Genomic DNA, 22,391 nt, shown 5'->3' on the forward strand with positions numbered 1-22,391 from the left:
TTGACCACCACGTTGAAGCGCAGCCCGATCGCCACAACGCTGCTGCTCCTGGGCGCCGCGTACTGCCTGCTGCCGGTGCTGTGGGTGCTGATCGCGTCGTCGAAGAGCGCCGGCGAGCTGTTCTCCACCTTCACCCTGGCGCCGAGCACCCACCTGTGGGACAACCTGGTCGACCTGGCCGGCTACCGGGAGGGCCTGTACTGGCGCTGGATGGGCAACACGGTCGTCTACGCCGGCATCGGCGCGGCCGTCTCCACGCTGATCTCGGCGATGGCCGGGTACGCGCTGGCCAAGTTCGACTTCCGGGGCAAGGCCACGGTCTTCAACATCATCCTGGGCGGTGTCCTGGTGCCCGGCGTCATCCTGGCCATCCCGCAGTACCTCCTGCTGGCCAAGCTCGGGATGACCAACACCTACTGGGCGGTGCTGCTGCCCAGTTTCATCAGCCCGTACGGCATCTACCTGGCCCGGATCTTCGCGGCCGCGGCGGTGCCGACCGAGATCCTGGAGGCGTCGCGCATCGACGGCTCCGGGGAGTGGCGCACCTTCGGCACGGTGGTGCTGCCGATGATGCGGACCGGCCTCGTGACGGTGTTCCTCTTCCAGTTCGTGGCGATCTGGAACAACTTCATGCTGCCGTACATCATGCTGGGCGACGACCGGCTCTACCCGATCACGGTCGGTCTGAACGGGCTGCTCAACCAGGGCGCCAACCAGCCGTCCATGTACACCTCGGTGGTGACCGGCGCACTGGTGTCGATCATCCCGCTGATCGCCCTGTTCCTCACGTTGCAGCGCTACTGGCAGGTCGACCTGGCCGCCGGCGGTGTCAAGGCGTGACTATGATCCCGAACGTGTCGCGTAAACGGCCCACCATCCGCGACGTCGCACGAGAGGCCGGCGTGTCCTACGCGACGGTCTCCCGCGTGCTCAACGGCCGTGACTGGGTCAGCCCGGAAGCGGTCCGGGCCGTCCGTGACGCCATCTCCCGGACCGGCTACACGGCGAACCCGCACGCCCGCTCGCTGGCCACCGGCAAATCGGGGTCGATCGCGTTCCTGCTGACCGAGCCGCAGCACCTGCTCTTCGAGGACCCGAACTTCTCGGTGCTGCTGCGCGGGGTGGCGCAGGCCCTCTCCGACCGGGAGCTGACGCTGATCCTGATGATCGCGTCGACCCCGGACGAGCGGAGCCGGGCCATCGCGTACCTCTCCGGCGGGCACGTCGACGGGGTGCTGCTGGTGTCGCCGCACTCCGGTGACCCGCTGCTCCGGCAGCTGGTCGAGGCCGAGGTGCCGATCGTGGCGTGCGGTCAGGTGCTCGGCTTCGAGGACCGGATCAGCTCGGTGTCGGCCGACGACTGGGGTGGCGGCCGGTCCGCGGTCGAGCACCTGCTCGCCCAGGGTTGCCGGCGGATCGCCACGATCACCGGGCCGCAGGACACGTTCGGCGGGGTGTTCCGGCTGCGCGGCTACACCGACGCGCTGACGGCGGCCGGGATCACGGTCGACCCGGCCTACGTGGTGCACGGCGACTGGAGCCGGGCCAGCGGCGCGGCCGGGATGCGCACCCTGCTCGATCGGGTGCCGGACGTCGACGGCGTGTTCGCCGCGTCCGACGCGATGGCGGCGGCGGCCCTCCCGGTGCTGCGCGAGGCCGGGCGCGAGGTGCCCGGCGACGTGCGGGTGGTCGGCTTCGACGACTCGGGGCTGGCGGCCACCACCGAACCGCCGCTCACCACGGTCCGTCATCCGCTGGAACGGATCAGCGAAGAGATGGTCCGGCTGCTCACGGATGTGATCGCTGGGCGTACCCCACTCTCCATCACCGTGCCCACCAGCCTGGTGGTCCGGGCCTCGTCGCCCGCCTGAAGCCGGTCCTGACCGGGCCGAAGGCCGGCTCCATCGAATGAAACACCCCTTTTGTCACGGAAGATCATGAGGAGTGTCATGAGGAAGCTCCCCCTCGTCGTCGCCGCCGTCCTCGCGGCGACCCTTACCCCCGCCCCCGCCCAGGCCCATTCCCCAGGCCTGACCATGCGTGGCGCCGACGTCTCCACCCTCCAGCGCTCGATCGAGCTCGGGCAGAGGTTCTACGACGCCCGCGGCCGCCGCGGCAACCCGTACGAGATCCTCGAGGACGCCGGGGTCAACTACGTCCGGCTGCGCATCTGGAACGACCCGACCAGCGGCTACTCCAACAAGGCGAAGGTGCTCAAGCAGGCCCGTGCCGCCAAGGCCGCCGGGCACAAGCTGCTGATCGACTTCCACTACTCCGACACGTGGGCCGACCCGGGCAAGCAGTTCATCCCGGCGGCGTGGGAGGGCCACGACCTCGCTCAGCTGCAGCAGGACGTCTACGACTACACGTACGACATCTGCACCAGCCTGAAGCGGCAGGGCACCACCCCGGACAGCGTGCAGATCGGCAACGAGATCAACGTCGGCATGCTGTGGCCCACCGGCTACGTCAGCAACAGCGACTTCGCGCCGCTGGCCGGTCTGCTCAACGCCGGCCACGACGCCACCAAGGCGTGCAACCGGAAGACCCAGGTGCTGGTGCACACCGCGCTGGCCGGGAACATCGAAGCCGCGCACTGGTTCTACGACGGCATCACCGCGGCCGGCGCGAAGTGGGACATCACCGCGCTCTCCTACTACTGCATGTGGCACGGGTCCCTGGCGAACCTGTCGACGGTCATCGGTGACGTCAAGTCCCGCTACGGCAAGCCCGTGGTGATCGCGGAGACCGCCTACCCGTACACCACCGAGAACTTCGACCACCTCGAGAACATCATCCTGTCCCCCGCCCCCTGCGACGGAATCCCCGCCACCCCGCAGGGCCAGGCCCAGGAGTTCGCCGCCGTGCAGACCACCGCACGCGACGCCGGGGCGATCGGCGTCTTCTACTGGGAGCCCACCTGGACCGGCATCGCCGGCAACGGCTGGGACACCGAGGACATCGAACACTCCGGCAACGCCTGGGAGAACATGGCGACCTTCGACGACAGCGGGCGCATCAACCCCTATGTCCGCTGGCTCCGGTAAATCCCCGTTTAAAGGAGCAGCACCATGAAACCGTCCCTCCGAGCCGCCTTCTCGGCCGCGGTCCTCGCGGTCGCGCTGGTGGTGTCACCCGCCCCCGCATAAGCAGCATCCCTCACCATGCTCGGCGCCGACGTGTCGTCGCTGCAGCGCACGCTCGACCTCGGCGGCAAGTACTACAACGCCTCGGGTGCCCAGGCCAACCCCTACGACATCCTGAAGACGGCCGGCGTCAACTACGCCCGGCTGCGTGTCTGGAACAACCCGGCCAGCGGCTACAACAACAAGGCCAAGGTGCTCCAGCAGGCCGCGGCGATCAAGGCCAAGGGCCTGAAGCTGATGGTCGACTTCCACTACTCCGACACGTGGGCCGACCCGGGCAAGCAGTATCCCCCTGCCGCCTGGGCGTCCTACTCGCTCACCCAGTTGCAGACGGCCGTCTACAACTACACCTACGACGTCTGCACCAGCCTCAAGGCGGCCGGGCTCACCCCCGACAGCGTGCAGATCGGCAACGAGATCAACGTCGGCATGCTGTGGCCCAAGGGCCAGGTCGTCAACAGCAACTTCACCCCGCTGGCGTCGCTGCTGAAGCAGGGCTACAACGCGACGAAGGCCTGCAACAGCGGCACCCAGGTGATCGTCCACGTCGCTGACGCGGACAGCATGAGCAACATGCGCTGGTTCTACGACGGCATCAAGGCGGCCGGCGTGACCTGGGACATCACCGGCCTGTCGTACTACTGCATGTGGCACGGCACGCTCGCCAACCTGTACAACGTGATCGTCGACGCCCGGACCCGGTACGGCAAGCCGGTCGTGATCGTCGAGACGGCGTACCAGTTCACCAGCGCCGATGCCGACAGCGAGAAGAACTCCATCCCCGGCACCGTGCTCTGCGACAACATCCCGGCCACCTCGGCCGGCCAGGCCCAGCAGTTCACCTGGGTCCAGAACACGGCCCGCAACGCCGGCGCCGTCGGCGTCTTCTACTGGGAACCCACCTGGTACGCCATCAAGGGCAACGGCTGGGACCCGGCGAACATCAACGGCACCGGCGACGGCTGGGACAACATGGCCACCTTCGACTGGGGTGGCAAGGTCAACCCGTACATCAAATGGACCGCATGACCCACCGTTAGCGGCCCGGCCCGGGTCTTCCCGGGCCGGGCTTCCTTATCTCGTACGGGCCACGAGGAGTCCCGGGCCTACACCGCTACGCAGGCGGCCCGACACGGCCCGGCCGCGACCGCCGGCTTGCCGGCCCCTCACCGCCACGCCAGATACGTCAAGGCAGCCCATGTTTACCGATCGCTATACTAATCGAGGGGCTGCCGATGAGTGGGACATCTACATCGTCGATGAGGTTCGGGACTGGATCGACAACCTCGACCCAGCTGCCCATACCCGTGTCGTGCAAGCCCTTGATCTCCTGGCTGAGGTCGGGCCAGGACTTGGCCGACCCCTCGTCGATACGATTCACGGATCGTCGGTCGCCAACCTCAAAGAACTACGCCCGGGAACCGTACGGATTCTGTTCGCCTTCGACCCGTGGCGCAACAGCATTCTGCTCGTCGCCGGCGATAAGGCCGGGCGCTGGACCGAGTGGTACACCGAAGCCATCCCCCTGGCCGAGAAACGGTATGACGACTACCTCAAGGAACGCGGCGCGGAAGGGAGCGGCACGTCATGACCAGCTACTCGCGGTGGAGCGACATCCGCGGTGAATACGTCGAACGAGCCGGCGGCGAACAGGCGGTCGAGGCCGGCAAACAGGAACTGCTGGCCACCATGGTCGGGCACCGCCTCGCCGAGGTGCGCCGCGCTCGCGGGTTGACCCAGCAGCAGGTAGCCGATCACATGGGTGTCACCAAGGGCCGCGTCTCCCAGATCGAGCAGGGAAAGATCTCCGGGCAGGACGTACTGGCCCGCTACGCCGTGGCCCTCGGCGGGCGCCTGCACCAGGCGATCTACTTCGACGACGGGGACATCGCCGCGATCGCGTGACCGTTCACCACCTCGGCCCACCGGGCGCAGGCCGCCGCTGGAGAAAGGTCACTGAGCGACGGCCTGCGGGCTGGGGTGGGGTCAAACGTGGGCCGGGGCCTGGTCGGACGGGGTGGTGTTGTCGTCGACCACCGGCGGGTGGCGTTCGAGGGCCGCGCCCTCCACGTCGAGCTCCGGGAGCCGGCGCAGCCAGGACGGCAGCCACCACGCCGAGCCGCCGAGCAGGGCAAGCGCCGCCGGGACGGCGATCATCCGGACGATGAAGGCGTCGAAGGCGATGCCCACGGCCAGGGCGAAGGCGATCGGCTTGATGGTGTCGTTGCCCTCCGGGACGAACGCGGCGAAGACGGCGAACATGATGGTCGCGGCGGCGATGACCACCGGGGCGGCCTGCCGGAAACCGGTCACGATCGCGTTCCTCGGTGCGGCGCCGTGGGCGTGCGCCTCGTGCATGCGCGAGACCAGGAAGACCTGGTAGTCCATGGCCAGGCCGAACAGGATGCCGACGATGATGATCGGGGCGAGGCTCAGGATCGGTCCGGTGGAGCCCGCGTTCACGGCGTCGGCGGCCCAGCCCCACTGGAAGACGGCCACCGTGGCGCCGAACGCCGCGCCGATCGTCAGCAGGAAGCCGAGGACGCCGATCACCGGGACCAGCAGCGAGCGGAAGACCAGCACCAGGAGCACGAACGCCAGGCCGACGACCAGGGCGAGGTAGACGGGCAGCGCGTCGTTCAGCTTCTGGGAGACGTCGATGCTGACCGCGGTGCTGCCGGTGACGTAGAGGCGGGTGCCCTCCGCGGGGTTGATCGAGTCACGGATGCGGTGGACGACGTCGAGGGTGCGCTCGTCCTCGGGGCCGGTCGTCGGGATGACGGTGATCAGCGCGGCCGTGCCCGCACGGTCGGGCCGCGGGGCAGGACCAGGGTGCCCTCCGGCAGGACCGAGGTGAGGTGTTTCTGCACGGTCGGGGCGAAGTTCACCGCGTCCGGGCCGTCGATCAGGACGATCAGGGGGCTGGTGATGCCGGGGCCGAAGCGGCTGTCGATGATCGCCTGGGCGCGGGCCTGCGTGGTGCCCTCGGCGGCGCGCTGGGCGAGGGTCGTCTTCATCGAGAAGAACGGGACGGCGATGACGGCGAGGAGCGCGACCGCGGCGATCAGGCTCAGCCAGCTATGTTCGGTGACCAGTCGGGCCCAGCCGCGGATGAAACCACGCCCGGCCGGCAGCTCGTCGTCAGCGCCGGTGCCTGCGGCCGGGGCGAGGTCGCGCTGCTTGCGGGGCAGGGCCCGCTTGCCGATGTAACCGAGGATGGCCGGGACCAGGGTGATCGCGATCAGGACGGCGATCACGATGGTGGCCGCGGCGGCGATGCCCATCTCCGACAGGAAGGGGATGCCGACGACGAACAGGCCGGCCAGGGCGATCACCACGGTCAGTCCGGCGGTGACCACGGCAGAGCCGGCGGTGCCGACGCTCATCGCGGCGGCCCCCTCGACGGACAGGCCGCGGCGCAGCTCGTGCCGGAACCGGGTGACGATGAACAGGGCGTAGTCGATGCCGACGGCCAGGCCCAGCATGACGGCCAGGATCGGCGTGGTCGACTGCAGCTCGGTGAAGCCGGTGAGGGTGACGATGCCGGCCGCGCCGATGCCGACGCCGACGATCGCGGTCAGCAGGTTCATGCCGGCGGCGATCAGGGAGCCGTAGGTGAGGGCCAGGACGAGGAGGGCCACCACGACGCCGAGGATCTCGGAGGCGCCACCGATGTCGGCCGGGTTGCTCAGGGCCTCGCCGCGGGCCTCGACGGTCAGGCCCGTCGCGCGGGCCCCGGTGACGGCGGCGGTGATGGCCTCACGCTGCTCGTCGGTGACCTCGGACGGCTGGACCGGGTAGGTGACCGAGCTGTAGGCGGCCACCTGGTCGCGGGAGACGGTCGGCGCCTTCGGGTCGAGCGGGTTGCTGACGGCGGCCGCGCCGGGAAGCCTGCCGAGGGTGGCGACGATCTCGGCGACCTTCGCGGCGTTCGCCGGATCGGTGATCCTCTGACCGGCCGGTGCTTCGAGGACGACCTGGACGGTGGCGCCGGCCGACGTGTCGCCGAACCTCTCCTTCATCAGCGACAGGGCCGTGGTCGACTCCTGGCCGGGGATGCTGAAGCTGTTCGCGGTGGCGCCGGAGAGCGTCCCCGCGCCGACACCGACCGCGACGAGGGCGACGAGCCAGGCGAGGGTGACGAGTAACCGGTGCCGTACTGACGCCAGCCCGAGCCGGTGCAGCAGCGTTGCCATGAGAGGTCCTTTTCTAGCGATGAAACGGAGACGTCGGGCGAACGGGATCGCCGGATGAAAAGGCGGGGTCAGTGACCCAGGGCGTCGTAGCCGATCTCGGCCAGCCGGGCCGGGGCGTCGGAGGTGAGGTGGTCGCAGAGGGCCAGGCTGGCCACCGCGACGGCGCCGAGCGCGCCGGTGACGCGCAGCGCGCGGGTGGTGTCGGCGTGCAGGTCGTCACCGAAGGCGGCGGCCAGGGTCTGACCGATCACGGCCAGGGCCTGCCCGATCTCGCTCTCCGGCTCGGCCAGCATCGAGGAGAGCAGGAGGGCGACCATGCCGGGCTGGGCCACGGCCAGATGGGCCAGGCCGGTCAGCACCACCCGGTCGCGCTCGGGGCCGGCCGGGAGCGCCGCGACATCCGTGCCGGTGTCGCGGATCTGCTCGACGCAGCGGTCGATGACGGCTGTCTGCAGTGCCTCCTTGGTGGGGAAGCGGTGCAGCAGGCCGGTCTTGGAGTAGCCGACCGTGTCCGCGATCCGCTGGACCGAGGTCTCCTTGAACCCGTGCCGGGCGAACAGGTGCGCCGCGGCCTCGAGGATCTCGTCGTCGATCTGCTGCTTCGTGGGACGAGGCATGTGGACCACCGTAGACCGTTATGGACCGGACTGGTCCGTCAGGGACCGTGTTGGTCCCCACACTGCGTGACGTCACGAGCTGATTACCCCGCGCTATCCCGATAAACCGGGTCGTGCCCGTTGCCGTCCATCGAACGATGCGCGGTTGAATGGGTCGACGCCCCTGACGTACAGATCGGATGCGCTGATGCCCCACCCCTACGCCGACCTGCTCTTCACCGGAGGGCCGGTGTTCACCGCGGGCGGCGGGCCGGCCACCGCGGTGGCGGTCCGTGACGGCCGGATCATCGCCACCGGCCACGACCTGAGCGCCCTGACCGGCCCGTCCACCGAGGTGGTGGACCTGGCGGGCCGGCTGCTGCTGCCAGGTTTCCAGGACGCCCATGTGCACGCGGTGATGGGCGGTGTCGAGCTCAACCAGTGCGACCTGACCGAGACCACCGACCTCGACGAGTACCTGCGACGGGTCGCCGCCTACGCCGGGGATCATCCGGACGCGGCGTGGATCGTCGGCGGCGGCTGGTCGATGGAGACGTTCCCGGGCGGGGTGCCCTCCAGGGAGCTGCTGGACCGGGTGGTGCCGGACCGGCCGGTGTTCCTGGCCAACCGTGACCATCACGGCGCCTGGGTGAACAGCCGGGCTCTGGAGTTGGCCGGGATCACCGCGGACACCCCGGACCCGGCGCACGGGCGGATCGACCGCAATCCGGACGGCAGTCCGGCCGGCGGCCTGCAGGAGGGCGCCATGGAGCTGATCACCCCGTTGCTGCCGGAGGTGACCACGGCCGACCGGATCGCCGGACTGAAGCGGGCCCAGCGGCTGCTGCACTCGCTCGGCGTGACCGCCTGGCAGGACGCCATGGTGTGCGCGACGAACGGCTACCCGGAGGTGTCCGACGCCTATCTGGCCGCCGCGTCCGAGGGCTGGCTGACCGCGACCGTGGTCGGCGCGCTGTGGTGGGACCGGGATCGCGGACCCGAGCAGATCCCGGAGATCGTGGCCAACCGGGAACGGCTGACCGTGGGCCGGCTGCGCTGCGACAGCGTCAAGCTGATGCTGGACGGGGTGGCGGAGAACTTCACGGCGGCGATGACCGAGCCGTACCGGGACGGGTGCGGGTGCGCCACCGGCAACACGGGACTGTCGTTCATCGATCCGGCGGCGCTGCGCTCCTACGTCACCGAGCTGGACGCGCTCGGCTTACAGGTGCACTTCCACGCGCTCGGCGACCGGGCAGTGCGCGACGGGCTGGACGCGGTGGAGGCGGCGCGGGCCACGAACGGCTTCACCGACACCCGGCCGCATCTGGCGCACCTGCAGGTGGTGCATCCGGACGACGTGCCGCGGTTCCGGCGGCTGGGCGCGACGGCCAACCTTCAGGCCTACTGGGCGTCGCACGAACCGCAGATGGACGATCTGACGATCCCGTTCCTGGACCCGGCGCTGGCGCGGCGGCAGTATCCGTTCGGCGACCTGTGGCGCTCGGGGGCACATCTGGCGGCCGGCAGTGACTGGCCGGTCAGCACACCCGACCCGCTGCAGGCCATCCACGTCGCGGTGAACCGGGTGCACCGGGGCGAGGAGTACGAGCCGTTCCTGCCGGAGCAGCGGCTCGACCTGGCGACGGCGCTGGCGGCGTACACGGCCGGGTCGGCGTATGTGAACCGCCTCGACGACACCGGCACGATCCGCCCCGGCAACCGCGCCGACCTGGTGGTGCTCGACCGCGACCCGTTCGCCGCGCCGGCCTCGGAGATCGGCGCCGCTTCCGTGGCCGGCACGTGGGTCGACGGCCGGCAGGTCCACGCCGCATGAGAAAGGGGGCCCGTGGGCCCCCTTTCGCTCAGTCCTTCTCGTCCTCGTCAGCCTGCTCGTCGTCGTCGCTGTGCTCGGCGTCGTGGGCCGCCTGCGCGTGCCGCGCCGGGGCCGCCTCGATCACCTCGGGGACCGGCTCCTCCTCGACGTACTCGTTCATCTGCGGGGCGTCGACCCAGAGGGCGCGCAGCTGGCTCTGCATGAAGCCGGTGAGGCGTCCCCGGTACTCCCGGTCGAACTGCTCGAGCGCCTCGATCTGCTGCTGCAGGGCCTCGCGCTTGACGCCGAGGCTGCCCACCACGTCGTCGTAGCGCTGCTGCGCCTGGTGCTTGAGCTGCTCGGCGCCGGCGATCGCGTCGGCGCCGATGGTCTCGGCCCGGGAGCGGGCGTCGGCCACGATCTTCTCCGCGCTGCGCCGGGCCTCCTCGGCGCGCGACTGCGCGTCCCGGGCCATCTGCTCGGCGCCGGCGCGGGCCTCGGCCAGCACCCGGTCCGCCTCGCGGCGCACGTTGTTGGCATGGGCCTGCGCGTCGCGCGCGATCTGCTCGGCCGCGGCGAGCGCATCCGTACGGATCTTGTCCGCGTGGTGCTGCGCGCTCGCCACGTGCTCCTCGGCCGTGCGCTGCGCGAGCGCGAGAACCTGCAGCGCCTGGTTCGGCAGGCCGGGGTTGGGGGCGATCACCGCGTGCTCCGAGGTCTGACTGTCCGTCCCATTGAGCAGCACTTCCACACGATCCTTACTCGAGGGGTGGGGTCCGGCGACCGGCAGACTGGGGTGGGCCGGCGCATGGCCATGATCGGCGGATGCTACCAAGCTGAGCTGCCGATTTGCGAGGGTCCGCTGACGATCACATTTGTGCCACTAAAGCCCGTTTCCGACAAATCACGTATTACCCTGAATTGGATCTTGTGTCCGACCCACCGGAGGACGATCCATGCGAACCGCCCTTTTGACCTGCCTCTTCCTCGTCGCCGCCGGTTCGGAAGCGGGTGCCGCGACCGCCGCGAGCGCCGACGACGTCCGGATGGCGGTCTGGACGATGGACGAGTCGCCCGGCAGCGCATGGATGACCGACGTGAGCGGCCACGGGCATCACGGCCAGATCGGACCGGAGGTCGGCACAGGTCTGTCCACCGGGTACGGCCGGGGCTACCGGTTCGACCGACTGGAACCGGACACCCCGCCCGCCCGCCCCGGCCACCTGGTCGTCGTCGCCGACCACTCGGACCTCGACCCGGGCGACCGGAGCTTCGCCGTGACGGTCCGGCTCCGGACCACCCACAAGTTCGGCAACATCGTCCAGAAGGGCCAGGCCACGGTCGCCGGCGGGAGCTGGAAGATGCAGATCCCGAACGGGCGGCCCACCTGCACCTACCGTGGCGGCCGGGGCACGATCGAGCTGATCTCGCCGTACCGGATCAATGACGGCGACTGGCACGTGGTCCGCTGCGTCCGCCTGCGGGACGGGGTCGTCCTCGCCATCGACGGCCTCCGGGCGGCGTCACGGGAGGGCTGGACCGGCACGATCCGCAACGACTGGCCGGTCACGGTCGGTGGCAAGATCGACTGCGACCAGGTCGACGTCGGCTGTGACTACTACGCGGGCGACCTCGACTGGGTGAAGGTCGAGGCGGCGTGATCAGAGGTGTGACAGCCCGAACGAGAGCAGGAAGCCGGTCACCGTGATCAGGCCGATCAGCAGGTGGGCGTCGTCGAACGCCTCCGGGATCATGGTGTCGGCGACCATGGTGAGGATCGCCCCGCCGGCCAGCGCGGTGATCCAGCCGAGCAGGGTGGCCGGCGCGTCCGCGAGGATCGTGTAGCCGGCGATCGCGGAGAGCCCGCTGATCAGCGCGATCCCGGACCAGAGGCTGAAGACGTACGCCCGGCTGCGACCCGCCGCCCGCAGCCCGGCCGCGCTGGACAGCCCCTCCGGGACGTTGCTGACGAAGACCGCCGCCACGGTCGCCACGCTGACCCCGCCGCCGGCGAGCAGACCGGTGCCGATGACGATCGACTCGGGAATGCCGTCGAGGAGGGCGCCGAGCGCGAGCGCCAGCCCGGACCCGTCGTCCTTGCGGTCCTCCGACCGCTTCCGGTTGCGGGCTCCACGCCGGGCCAGCAGCACGTTGCAGCCGGTGTAGATCAGGGCGCCGGCGATCGCCCCGGAGGCGGCCCACTCCATGCCGGCCTGCTCGTACGCCTCGCCGACCAGCTCGAACGCGACCGCCGAGAGCAGCACTCCGGCACCGAACGCCATGATCGACGCGATGATCCGCCGCGGGATGTCGGCGAGGTAGCCGACCGCCGCGCCGAGCAGCAGCGCGGAACCGGCCAGCAGACCCCAGCCACCCGCCTCCAACCAACCGGGCATGCGGGTGAGCATGCCCGGTCACCCCGCCCGGTACACCACCCGGGCGGGGTGAGCGGCGGGCTAGCGGCCGAAACCGCGGGCGAGCCGGTGGTACGCCTGGTTCCAGCGCACCTCCTTGACGAACGACCGGGTGGTGGTCGCCTCGTCGATGACCAGCAGCTCGGTGCCGACCATCTCGGCCAGGTCGGCCAGCTCCTCCGCGCCGACGGCCGAGGACAGCACGGTGTGGTGCGGGCCGCCCGCGGTCAGCCAGCACTCGGCCGACGTGGACAGCGACGGCGCCGGCTTCCAGACCGCGCGGGCGACCGGCAGCTTCGGCAGCGGCGCGGTCGGCGGTACCACCTCGATCTCGTTGGCGACCAGGCGGAACCGCTCGCCCAGGTCGGCCAGGCCGAGCACGATCGCCTTGCCGGGGGCGGCGTCGAAGACCAGGCGGACCGGGTCCTCACGGCCGCCGATGCCGAGCGGGTGGATCTCCAGCTTCGGCTTGCCGGCGGCGATCGTCGGGCACACCTCGAGCATGTGGGCGCCGAGGATGACCTCGTTGCCCGGGGTCAGGTCGTAGGTGTAGTCCTCCATGAAGGAGGTGCCGCCGCCCGGGGCCATCGCCTTGAGAGTGTGCACCAGGACCGACGTCTTCCAGTCGCCCTCGCCGCCGAACCCGTAGCCGTCGGCCATCAGCCGCTGGACCGCGAGACCGGGCAGCTGCCGCAGACCGCCGAGGTCCTCGAAGTTCGAGGTGAACGCGCCGAAGCCGCCCTCGGTCAGGAACTGCCGCAGGCCCAGCTCGATCCGTGCGCCGTAGCGCAGCGAGTCCAGCCGCTCCCCCAGCAGCTCGGGAGCCACGTCGTAGGTGTCGGTGTACTCCTCGACGAGCTTGTCGATCTCGGCGTCCGGCTGCTGGTCCACCACGGCGACGAGGTCGTTCACCCCGTACGTGTTGACCGAGACGCCGAACCGCAGCTGAGCCTCGACCTTGTCGCCCTCGGTGACCGCGACGTCGCGCATGTTGTCGCCGAAGCGCGCCAGCTTCAGGTTGCGCATCGCGGCATAGCCGCGGGCGGCCTTCACCCAGGTGGAGATGCGGGCGGCCACGGCCGGGTTGCTGACGTGCCCGGCGACGGTCTTGCGGGGTACGCCCAGACGCGTCTCGATGAACCCGAACTCCCGGTCGCCGTGCGCGGCCTGGTTGAGGTTCATGAAGTCCATGTCGATCTCGGACCACGGCAGTGCGACGTTGTGCTGGGTGTGCAGGTGCAGCAGCGGCGCCCGCAGCGCGTCCAGCCCGGCGATCCACATCTTGGCCGGGGAGAACGTGTGCATCCAGGCGACCACGCCGAGCACGCCGGGCGTCGACGAGGCCCGCCGGCAGATCTCCAGGATCTGCTCCGCGCTGGTCAGCACCGGCTGCCAGACCACGTCCGCGTCGAGCTGCGCGTCCAGCTGCCCGGCGATCTCGCGGGACTGGGAGGCGACCTGCTCCAAAGTCTCCGGTCCGTAGAGGCCCTGGCTGCCGGTGAGGAACCAGACTTCCCCGTTACTCATGTGGTCGCCCTTCTCGTACTTGTTAGTCATGCCGGTTATTTCGCTTTTCTCGTGACGAGTCGCTGCATCACGATGAAGGCGAAGAGAAGCACGCCGATGATGATCCGCGCCCAGGCCGCGTTCAGATCGCCCTGGAAGTTGATGATCGTCCGGATCAGGCCGGTGACCAGGACACCGAGCAGCGTGCCCCAGACGAAGCCGGAGCCACCGGTCAGCAGCACGCCGCCGATGACGCAGGCGGCGATCGCGTCCAGCTCCATGCCGTTGCCCTGCAGGGCCCAGCCCGAGGTGGAGTTGATGCTGAACAGCACACCGCCGAGCGCCGCGCAGAAGCCGCTCAGGGTGTAGACGGCGATCTTGGTACGGCCCACCGGCAGGCCCATCAGCAGCGCGGAGTCGGCGTTGCCACCGATCGCGTACACGTTGCGGCCGAAGCGGGTCCAGGCCAGCATGGCGGCCGCGACCACGACGGCGAGCACCGCCACGATCGCGATCGGCTTGGTGACGACACCGTCCGCGAGCGGGATGCGGTACTCCGAAAGGGACTTCCACATCCCGTCACGGATCGGGATCGACTGCTGGTTGATGAACAGGGCCAGACCACGGGCCAGGAACAGGCCCGCCAGAGTGGCGATGAACGGCTCCACCTTGAAGAAGTGGATCACCGCGCCCTGCCCGGCGCCGATCAGCGCGCCCAGCAGGAGCACCACCGGCAGCACGACCAGCGGCGGCCAGTCCGCCTTCAGAAGGGTGGCGGTCAGCACCGTGGTCAGCGAGATGACCGCGCCGACCGACAGGTCGATGCCACCGGTGAGGATCACGAACGTCATGCCGACCGCGACCACCAGCAGCACCGCGTTGTCACGGAACAGGTTGACGATGACGCTCGGGTCCTCGAAGTTCCGGAAGTTGGCGACGCCGGTGCTGTACATCACGATCAGCAGGAACAGGGTCGCGAGGATGGGGATGTACCGGGTGTTGGGCTTGTAGACCCGGCGCCGCTTGTTGAGCTCGGGGCCGTCGCCGCCCTTGGTGACCGGAGTCATGTCCATGGTGGTCATGCGGGGACTCCAACCTTCTCCACGGCGGGACGCGACTTGAAGCGCCCGAAGACCTTCGCGCGGAAGTCCGGCGACTGGGACAGGCAGAGCGCCACCACCACGACGGACTTGAACAGCAGATTGGCCTCGGGCGGGATGCCGACCGCGACCACGGTGACCCGCAGCGTCTGGATGATGATCGCGCCGAGCACGGTGCCGATGATCGAGAACCGGCCGCCGATGAGGGCGGTGCCACCGATGACCACGGCCAGGATGGCGTCGAGCTCGATCAGGTTGCCGGCCGAGATGCTGTCGGCGCTCTTGATGTCGGCGCTGGCGATCAGGCCGGCCAGTCCGGCGAACCCGCCGAGCACCACGTACACCATGATCGTGATCCGGCGTGCGCCGATGCCGGCCAGGCGGCTGGCCGTCGGGCTGCCGCCGACCGACTCCAGGAGCAGGCCCAGCGCGGTCTTCCTGGTCAGCAGGACGGTCAGTGCGACCGCGCCCGCGGCGATCAGGAAGGCGACCGGCATGGTCAGGAAGAAGCCGGAGGCCAGCGTCGAGTACGGGTCGGACCGCACGTTGATGATCTGACCGTCGGTGATCAGCTGCGCCACACCGCGGCCGGCCACCATCAGGATCAGCGTCGCGATGATCGGCTGGATGCCGACGACCGCCACCAGCGCGCCGTTCCACAGGCCGAGGACCAGCGACACGGCGATCGCCACACCGATGATCAGCAGCACCGAGCCGACGGCGTTCTGGTCGCCGAGGTCGCTGATCAGCAGACAGGCGACCGCGCCGGAGATGGCCATCACCGAGCCGACCGACAGGTCGATGCCGCCGGTCGCGATGACCAGCGTCATGCCCAGGGCGACGAGGATGAGCGGCGCGCTGCCGCGCAGGATGTCGATCAGGGTGCCGAAGAGGTGGCCGTCCTGGATGGTGACGAACTGCTGGGAGGTGAAGGCGTTGATGCCCAGCATCACCACCAGGATCAGGGACGGCCAGAACAGCCGGTGCTTGAGGACGGTCGTCATGAGGTTGCTCCGCTGGCGATGGTCTGCATGATGCGATCCGCGTCGACGTCCGCGGTGTTCTCCAACTCCTCGACCAGGCGCCGGTCCCGCAGCACCGCGATCTTGTGGCTGAGCCGGAGGACCTCCTCCAGCTCGGCGCTGACGAACAGCACCGCCATGCCACCGTCGGACAGCTCGGCGACCAGGCGCTGGATCTCGGCCTTGGCGCCGACGTCGATACCGCGGGTCGGCTCGTCGATGATCAGGAGCCGGGGCTCGGTGATGAGCCAGCGGGCCAGCAGCACCTTCTGCTGGTTGCCGCCGCTGAGGTTGCGGACCGGCCGCTCGGGGTCGGCGGGCCGGATCTGCAGCGCCTTGATGTACTTGTCGACGATCTCGTCCTGCTTCTTGCGCGGGATCGGGCGCGTCCAGCCGCGGGTGGCCTGCAGCGCCAGGATGATGTTCTCCCGGACGCTGAGGTCGCCGATGATGCCCTCGGTGCGCCGGTTCTCCGAGGAGAAGGCGATCCCGTGCCTCATCGCCACCTGGGGATCACGCAGGTTGATCCGCTTGCCGTCGACCAGCACCTCACCGGTGTCGGGCTTGTCGGCGCCGAAGAGCAGACGGGCCAGCTCGGTACGGCCGGAGCCGAGCAGGCCGGCCAGTCCCACCACCTCACCCTCGTGGATGGTCAGGTCGTAGGGGGCGATCGCACCCGTACGGCCGAGGCCCTTGGCCTCCAGGACCGGCTTGGCCTCGGCGGCGCGCTCCCGGTTGCTCTGCGCCTTGTCCTCGAGGTCCTCCAGAACGGCCAGCTCCTTGCCGATCATCTTCTCGACCAGCTGCACCTGGGAGAGCTCCTCGATCCGGTGCTCGCTGATCAGCTGGCCGTTGCGCAGGATGGTGAGCCGGTCGGAGATCTCGTAGATCTGGTCCAGGAAGTGCGAGACGAAGAGGATCGCCACGCCGGACTCCTTGAGCCGGCGCATGATCCGGAACAGCTGCGCCACCTCGGCCGTGTCCAGGCTCGAGGTCGGCTCGTCGAGGATCAGCACCCGGGCGTCGACGTCGATCGCGCGCGCGATGGCGACCATCTGCTGGATCGCCAGGGAGAAGGAGCTGAGCGGCGCGGACACGTCGAGGTCGAGGTCGAGCCGGGCGAGCAGCTCCGCGGCACGCCGCCGCATCTTGCCCCACTGGATCCTGCCGAACCTCCGCGGCTCGCGGCCGATGAAGATGTTCTCCGCGACGGAGAGGTTGGTGCAGAGGTTGACCTCCTGGTAGACGGTGCTGACGCCGGCCTGCTGCGCCTGCAACGGCCCGGCGATGCGCACCGGCTCACCGCCCAGCCTGATCTCGCCACCGTCGATCTCGTACACCCCGGTCAGGGTTTTGATCAGGGTGGACTTGCCGGCGCCGTTCTCGCCCATGAGGGCGTGGACCTCACCGGGGAACAAACGGAAATCGACGCCGTCGAGGGCGACGACGCCGGGGAAGACTTTTCGGATCCCGGTCATCTCGAGGACCGGTGACTGCTCGCCCATCTATGGCTCCGTTTCGGGCCCACAGGCCGCCCCGGCGAACCGGGGCGGCCTGCGAACAATCGATCAGTACTTGCGGGTGGGCAGAGCCGCCTTGGCCTCTTCCACGGTGAAGGTGCCCTCCTTGGTGAGGATCCGCTTCTCCACCGGCTTGCCGGCCTTGACCGCCTTGACGGTCTCCATCAGCTGGTCACCGAGGAGCGGGCTGCACTCGACGATGAAGTTGATCTCGCCGGCGGCCAGGGCGGTCATGCCGTCCTTGACCGCGTCGACCGTGATGATCTTGATGTCGACGCCGGGCTTCTTGCCGGCCGCCTTGATCGCCTCGATGGCGCCCAGGCCCATGTCGTCGTTGTGGGCGTAGAGCACGTCGATCTTCGGCACCGACTGCAGGAAGGTCTCCATGACCGTCTTGCCGTCGGCACGCTTGAAGTCACCGGTCTGCGTCTTGACGATCTTCAGGTTCGGGTTCGTCTTGATGGCGTCGGCGAAACCGGTCTGCCGGTCGATGGCCGGCGCCGAGCCCGTGGTGCCCTGCAGCTCGACGATGTTGACGTCACCGGTCTTGCCGGCGTACTCCTTGGCCAGCCACTCGCCAGCCTTCTGGCCCTCCACCTTGAAGTCCGAGCCGATGAAGGACTCGTAGAGGGAGGTGTCGGTCGAGTCGACGGCACGGTCGGTCAGGATCACCGGGATACCGGCGTCCTTCGCGTCCTTCAGCACCGCGTCCCAGCCGGAGGTGACCACCGGCGAGAAGGCGATGACGTCCACCTTCTGCGTGATGAAGCCGCGGATGTCGGAGAGCTGGTTCTCCTGCTTGCCCTGGGCGTCGGAGAACTTGAGCTCGATGCCGGCCGCCGCGGCCGACGCCTTGATCGATTCGGTGTTCGCGGTACGCCAGCCACTCTCGGCGCCGACCTGGGAGAAGCCGAGGACGATCTTGCCGTCGTCGCTGCCACCACCCTCGGTGCCGCCGTCCTTGCTACAACCGGCGAGAGCGGAGACGGCCAGCAGACCACCGAGCACCGCCACAGACAAGGTCCTACGCACTACAACCTCCAGAAACTGTTACCGTTCACAAATAAGCAGCGGGTAGGGCTACCAGCCCAAATCCGCGGAGATCGGCGTCCTTCTGCGACCGCCGTCACAGCTTGCGTTTCTGGAGTGTTACCGTTCTCATCCGCCTCGTCAAGAGATCCGGATCAACGTTTCGGATCTGTTGCAAGAACGCCCTCCTCACCCGTGGTGATCGAACCGAAGCTGCTAGGAATCGTCCAATGGCGACATCTGAACAGGTGCCGAGCACCGATCCGGCACCCGAACCACCCGCGCCGGCGCCCCGGCCGAGACCCGGCAAGGAGCGCGGCAGCGTCATGCGTGACGTGGCCAAACTCGCCGGCGTCTCGCACCAGACCGTGTCGCGCGTCATCAACGAGCATCCGAACGTGCGCGCCGAGACCCGGGAACGGGTCCTCGCCGCGATGCGCTCGCTCAACTACCGGCGCAACCTGGCCGCGCGCACGCTCGCCACCAGAGAGTCACGGACCCTCGGCATCGTCGGCTTCGAGACCACCCTGTTCGGCCCCGAATCGATGCTCTACGGCATCGAGAGCGCCGCCCGGGCCGCCGGATACCTCGTCAGTGTCGCCACCGTCCGGGACCTGTCGCACCGCCCCGTGCTCGAAGCCGTCGACCGGCTCGTCCAGCACGGCGTCGACGGCATCATCGCCATCGCCCCCAAACCGGCGGTCACCACGGCGCTCACCCACGCCCCGGCCGGGATCGCGTGCGTCGCGGTCGGCGGCGACGGACAGGCCGGATTCCCCACGGTACGGGTCGACAACGCCGCCGGCGCACGCATCGCCACCCAGCACCTGCTCGACCTCGGGCACGCCACCGTGCACCACGTCGCCGGTCCACTCGACTGGCCCGAGGCCCAGGCCCGCGTCGACGGCTGGCGCGAGACGCTGTACGCGGCCGGTGCCGTCGTCCCCCCGGTCACCGCCGGCTGGTGGGACGCCGCCGCCGGATACGAGCAGGGCCGCCGCCTCGCCGAGGACCTGTCGGTCACCGCCGTGTTCTGCGCCAACGACCGGATCGCCCTCGGCGTCCTGCGTGCCGTGCACGAGTCCGGCCGCCGCGTGCCGGATGACGTCAGCGTCGTCGGGTTCGACGACATGCCCGACTCGGGCTACTTCCTTCCGCCGCTGAGCACCGTCCACCAGGACTTCGCGGAACTCGGCCGGCGAGCTCTCGCCCTCCTGCTGCGCCACCTGACACTGCCCGACGGCGACGCGCCGCCGGAGGACGTGGTGGTGGCGCCCCGCTTCAACCCCCGGGCCAGCGCGTCCCCGCCCAGCGTCTGAGCGCCCGGCGCCGCTTCCCACCCGGCGCCGCGGCTGATCGGCGACGCCTGATCGGCCACGGCGCCGCGGTATTTTCCGGAAAAACATCCTGTGATCGCTAACAATTTTTCCGCTCCGGCACATGCGCTTCCACCAGCGACAATGGAGAGCGGATCGGGGAATACGGCGCCGGTGCCAACTATCGCCGGTCTTGCCGATTCAGGAACCTCCATGTAAAGATCGGTGCCGCACGGGGGTGCATGATCGATTCACGGCCGATTACCGAGACGGCCCTGTTCAATGGCCTCCGCAGCGGCTCGGAGTAGGCACCGGGCCCTCAATGCGCTGCGATACGGGGAGGCCTGCGCGTTCTCTCTCCGCATCCGCATTCAGCCGATGCCGTCCGGCATCCGCTGCTTCATGATCGGGGGATCGTTTTGCGCAACAAGACCGCTTTCCGGGCGATGACCGTCGGGCTCGCCTCGCTCTTCGGCGCCACGCTGCTGGCTCCGGTCGCCGCCCAGGCCGCGACCTGCAGCTTCTTCAGCATCCAGGACGTCGGCGTGACCGTTAAGGGTCACCACTGCCGCGACGCCAACAACAAGTACGTCTCGGTGGACGGCTACGTCGAGGACACCAAGGCCGACGGCAAGTCCGCCTACTACGGCATCTACTTCTTCAAGAACGGCACCGCGGTGGGCTCGGGCAGCGCGAAGATCGGCGGAAAGGGCAAGCGGGCGAACTTCTCCATCAGGTCGTCCCAGCCGGCCAACACGATCGACGAGTTCACCAACCTCGTCTGATTTTCCAGCAACACGCGGTGTGCGGGTCGTGGACCCGCACACCGCGGCTCCATATCTGTACACGAAACATCATTCGCCCGAATTCCGGTGGATAATGTAAGCGTGGCGGTAATCAAAAGGAACGTAAACTAAAGAATTGCCATCTGCGGGCTCTGTCTGTTCCGATCCGACTCCGAAACGATCATGGAATGGCACGGCTCACCCCATCGGGTCGTCTCTCCCCGCTCACCGGCACGCCTCGCGCGTCCGGGATCATCCTCGGCGGTGAGGGCCATTGCGATCTGGCGGGACGCCACTACAGTCCGAGGGAGTGCTCGACGACGACACTCCCGTCCGCGGATTCCGGCGCCCCGGCGTCGGGTGGTCGCGTCGCGCCTCCGGTGACGCGGTCGCGAAGGGACGGTGGGCACGTGGCTCCCGGAACGAACGGATGGTTCCGCCGACGATCACCCCGGCTCTCCGGGACCCTGCACATCCGCGACACCACCGGCCGTGAGCTGGTCGTCCCCCTACGCGGCCGGGCCGCCCTGCTGACGTCCGGCGGCACCCGGCTCCGCGGGCACGGCGAGGTGTGGGCGGTGCACACCACGGCTCCCGCGGCCGAGACCAGCCTGATGATCATCTACGGGCGGGCCGGCGCTCCCGCCCTGGCCTCCGGGCTCTGTGCGGCCGGCCAGACCGTCGTCCTCGACGGGGTCACCTTCACCTGGCGGGCGCCGGGCGGCCCGGCCAACACCGTTCCCCGCCAGCGGTCCGCACCCGCGGGCCTTCCCCGCAACCGCCGAACTCCCCCGGCCCGCTCGTCGAACACCCGCTCCGAGCCCGACCCCGCCGCCGGCCTGCGCTCCCGGCTGCGCAACATGGTCCGTGTGGTAACCCAGACCACCCGTCACTGATTTACCGGTAGCGTCAGGCCCGAGCCGATCTCCGCCGGCTACCGCTGTTGTCGCTAACATGCGGTCCGGCGGTCAAATACGGAGCGTTTCGGCCTTGTGTCGAACCATGTCGGTTCCGTTATCGTGAGCGCTAACATCTTGCGGTCGAGGAGAAGACGACGTGACTTACGGTTCGCCGGCCCTGCGCCGGGCCGTGCTGCTGGCCAACCAGACCATCCCCGCGGCCGGTCTGGCCCAGCTCACCTGGGGCAATGTCAGCGGCATCGACCGCGAGGGTGGCTTCTACCTGATCAAGCCGTCCGGGGTCGCCTACGACCAGCTGACCGAGGACCACCTGGTCCCGGTCGACCTGGCGACCGGCAAGGTCCTCGCCGGCGACCTGCGCCCGTCCGTCGACAGCGAGAGCCACCGCGCGTTCTACCTGGCCTGGCCCTCGATCGGCGGGGTCACCCACACCCACTCGACGAACGCGGTGGCCTTCGCGCAGGCCGATCGGGACATCCCGGTCCTGGGCACCACCCACGCCGACACGTTCAACGGCCCGGTTCCGGTGACCCGCACCCTCACCCCCGAGGAGTGCGCCACCGACTACGAGCTCAACACCGGCCGCGTCATCATCGAGACCATCGGCGACGACGAGGCGGCCGCCGGCATCCCGGCCGCCCTGGTCGCCAACCACGGCCCGTTCACCTGGGGCGCCACCCCGCAGAAGTCCGTCGAACACGGCATCATCCTCGAAGCCGTAGCCGAGATGGCCCTCAAGACGCTTGCCCTCAACCCCCACGCCGGCACCCCGCCCCACCTGCAGGAACGCCACTTCAGACGCAAGCACGGCCCGGGCGCCTACTACGGAAACCCCAAACCCTGACCCTCATTCGGTACGGCTACCGGCCCCCACCCCTGCGGAAGCGGGCCGGTAGCCGAAACCCCTTCTCTGCCAGGCCCCGCCTCCTCGCCGCTCCGAAGCAACCCGGTGCCCGAGCCTCGTCCTGCCAGGCCCTGACTCCTGCCCGCTCCCAAGAGGCCCGCCGCGGTCGCCTTCCGCTGCC

Annotated in this window: 21 protein-coding genes and 1 pseudogene; 12 read left to right on the top strand and 10 right to left on the bottom strand. The window is 69.3% G+C overall.

The features are described 5' to 3' along the window. From ACQPZW_RS36145 to ACQPZW_RS36170, 6 genes and pseudogenes are all read left to right on the top strand, one after another. The gene (locus ACQPZW_RS36145) at window positions 1–840 is read left to right on the top strand and encodes a carbohydrate ABC transporter permease (protein WP_433790491.1); all 840 of its coding nucleotides are present in this window, start codon (window positions 1–3) and stop codon (window positions 838–840) included. Between the two features lie 14 nt (window positions 841–854). Then, window positions 855–1,871: a LacI family DNA-binding transcriptional regulator gene (locus ACQPZW_RS36150; RefSeq protein WP_433790492.1), complete on the top strand. Its 1,017-nt coding sequence runs from the start codon at window positions 855–857 to the stop codon at window positions 1,869–1,871. Between the two features lie 78 nt (window positions 1,872–1,949). Continuing rightward, entirely contained in the window at window positions 1,950–3,047 is a 1,098-nt protein-coding gene (locus ACQPZW_RS36155) for a glycoside hydrolase family 53 protein (RefSeq protein WP_433790493.1), read from the top strand. Window positions 3,048–3,071: 24 nt separating this feature from the next. Continuing rightward, window positions 3,072–4,175: pseudogene (locus ACQPZW_RS36160) on the top strand (glycoside hydrolase family 53 protein). Between the two features lie 169 nt (window positions 4,176–4,344). Beyond that, the gene (locus ACQPZW_RS36165) at window positions 4,345–4,737 is read left to right on the top strand and encodes a type II toxin-antitoxin system RelE/ParE family toxin (protein ID WP_433790494.1); all 393 of its coding nucleotides are present in this window, start codon (window positions 4,345–4,347) and stop codon (window positions 4,735–4,737) included. After that, the gene (locus ACQPZW_RS36170) at window positions 4,734–5,051 is read left to right on the top strand and encodes a helix-turn-helix domain-containing protein (RefSeq protein ID WP_433790495.1); all 318 of its coding nucleotides are present in this window, start codon (window positions 4,734–4,736) and stop codon (window positions 5,049–5,051) included. Before ACQPZW_RS36165 ends, ACQPZW_RS36170 begins: the two co-directional genes overlap by 4 nt. Before the next feature lie 81 nt (window positions 5,052–5,132). Here ACQPZW_RS36170 and ACQPZW_RS36175 read toward each other — a convergent pair whose 3' ends face one another. From ACQPZW_RS36175 to ACQPZW_RS36185, 3 genes are all read right to left on the bottom strand, one after another. After that, window positions 5,133–5,936, bottom strand: coding sequence for an MMPL family transporter (locus tag ACQPZW_RS36175; protein ID WP_433797725.1), 804 nt, complete (start codon window positions 5,934–5,936; stop codon window positions 5,133–5,135). After that, window positions 5,933–7,342, bottom strand: a complete 1,410-nt coding sequence (locus ACQPZW_RS36180; RefSeq protein WP_433790496.1) for an MMPL family transporter — start codon at window positions 7,340–7,342, stop codon at window positions 5,933–5,935. The genes ACQPZW_RS36175 and ACQPZW_RS36180 overlap by 4 nt, the downstream gene beginning before the upstream one ends. Before the next feature lie 68 nt (window positions 7,343–7,410). Beyond that, the gene (locus tag ACQPZW_RS36185; protein ID WP_433790497.1) at window positions 7,411–7,959 is read right to left on the bottom strand and encodes a TetR/AcrR family transcriptional regulator; all 549 of its coding nucleotides are present in this window, start codon (window positions 7,957–7,959) and stop codon (window positions 7,411–7,413) included. Between the two features lie 187 nt (window positions 7,960–8,146). Here ACQPZW_RS36185 and ACQPZW_RS36190 point away from each other — a divergent pair, with 187 nt between their 5' ends. Then, window positions 8,147–9,775: an amidohydrolase gene (locus ACQPZW_RS36190; RefSeq protein WP_433790498.1), complete on the top strand. Its 1,629-nt coding sequence runs from the start codon at window positions 8,147–8,149 to the stop codon at window positions 9,773–9,775. A gap of 28 nt (window positions 9,776–9,803) precedes the next feature. Here the strand turns inward: ACQPZW_RS36190 and ACQPZW_RS36195 are convergent, their stop codons facing one another. After that, a complete protein-coding gene (locus ACQPZW_RS36195; RefSeq protein WP_433790499.1) occupies window positions 9,804–10,499 on the bottom strand; it encodes a hypothetical protein in 696 nt (231 codons plus the stop codon). 211 nt (window positions 10,500–10,710) lie between these two features. Between ACQPZW_RS36195 and ACQPZW_RS36200 the strand changes: the two genes are divergently transcribed. Then, window positions 10,711–11,415, top strand: a complete 705-nt coding sequence (locus tag ACQPZW_RS36200) for a laminin G domain-containing protein (protein ID WP_433790500.1) — start codon at window positions 10,711–10,713, stop codon at window positions 11,413–11,415. Here the strand turns inward: ACQPZW_RS36200 and ACQPZW_RS36205 are convergent, their stop codons facing one another. The 6 genes from ACQPZW_RS36205 to ACQPZW_RS36230 form a co-directional block, all read right to left on the bottom strand. Then, window positions 11,416–12,150 (bottom strand): ZIP family metal transporter, encoded by a 735-nt coding sequence (locus ACQPZW_RS36205; protein WP_433790501.1) that lies wholly within the window; start codon window positions 12,148–12,150, stop codon window positions 11,416–11,418. It abuts the gene before it with no gap. A gap of 60 nt (window positions 12,151–12,210) precedes the next feature. Then, the gene (gene araA / locus ACQPZW_RS36210) at window positions 12,211–13,695 is read right to left on the bottom strand and encodes an L-arabinose isomerase (RefSeq protein ID WP_433790502.1); all 1,485 of its coding nucleotides are present in this window, start codon (window positions 13,693–13,695) and stop codon (window positions 12,211–12,213) included. 35 nt (window positions 13,696–13,730) lie between these two features. Next, window positions 13,731–14,756, bottom strand: coding sequence for a galactofuranose ABC transporter, permease protein YjfF (gene yjfF / locus ACQPZW_RS36215; protein ID WP_433790503.1), 1,026 nt, complete (start codon window positions 14,754–14,756; stop codon window positions 13,731–13,733). Then, window positions 14,753–15,778, bottom strand: a complete 1,026-nt coding sequence (locus tag ACQPZW_RS36220) for an ABC transporter permease (protein WP_433790504.1) — start codon at window positions 15,776–15,778, stop codon at window positions 14,753–14,755. Before ACQPZW_RS36220 ends, yjfF begins: the two co-directional genes overlap by 4 nt. After that, the gene (locus ACQPZW_RS36225; protein ID WP_433790505.1) at window positions 15,775–17,301 is read right to left on the bottom strand and encodes a sugar ABC transporter ATP-binding protein; all 1,527 of its coding nucleotides are present in this window, start codon (window positions 17,299–17,301) and stop codon (window positions 15,775–15,777) included. The genes ACQPZW_RS36220 and ACQPZW_RS36225 overlap by 4 nt, the downstream gene beginning before the upstream one ends. Window positions 17,302–17,364: 63 nt before the next feature. After that, a complete protein-coding gene (locus tag ACQPZW_RS36230) occupies window positions 17,365–18,330 on the bottom strand; it encodes an ABC transporter substrate-binding protein (RefSeq protein ID WP_433790506.1) in 966 nt (321 codons plus the stop codon). Window positions 18,331–18,671: 341 nt separating this feature from the next. On the opposite strand from ACQPZW_RS36230, the gene ACQPZW_RS36235 reads away from it, so the two are divergent. The 4 genes from ACQPZW_RS36235 to araD all read left to right on the top strand — a co-directional run bounded on the left by ACQPZW_RS36235 (window position 18,672) and on the right by araD (window position 22,210). Then, window positions 18,672–19,664 (top strand): LacI family DNA-binding transcriptional regulator, encoded by a 993-nt coding sequence (locus tag ACQPZW_RS36235; protein ID WP_433797726.1) that lies wholly within the window; start codon window positions 18,672–18,674, stop codon window positions 19,662–19,664. Between the two features lie 416 nt (window positions 19,665–20,080). Further along, window positions 20,081–20,446, top strand: coding sequence for a hypothetical protein (locus ACQPZW_RS36240; protein ID WP_433790507.1), 366 nt, complete (start codon window positions 20,081–20,083; stop codon window positions 20,444–20,446). Window positions 20,447–20,856: 410 nt separating this feature from the next. After that, window positions 20,857–21,342 carry a hypothetical protein gene (locus ACQPZW_RS36245; protein WP_433790508.1) on the top strand — a complete coding sequence of 162 codons (486 nt, stop codon included), beginning with the start codon at window positions 20,857–20,859 and terminating at the stop codon, window positions 21,340–21,342. Window positions 21,343–21,502: 160 nt separating this feature from the next. Further along, window positions 21,503–22,210, top strand: coding sequence for an L-ribulose-5-phosphate 4-epimerase AraD (araD, locus tag ACQPZW_RS36250; protein WP_433790509.1), 708 nt, complete (start codon window positions 21,503–21,505; stop codon window positions 22,208–22,210). The last annotated feature ends 181 nt before the right edge of the window (window positions 22,211–22,391 follow it).

Origin of the sequence: Actinoplanes sp. CA-252034 (genome assembly GCF_050956125.1) — a bacterium.
Taxonomy (GTDB): Bacteria; Actinomycetota; Actinomycetes; order Mycobacteriales; family Micromonosporaceae; genus Actinoplanes.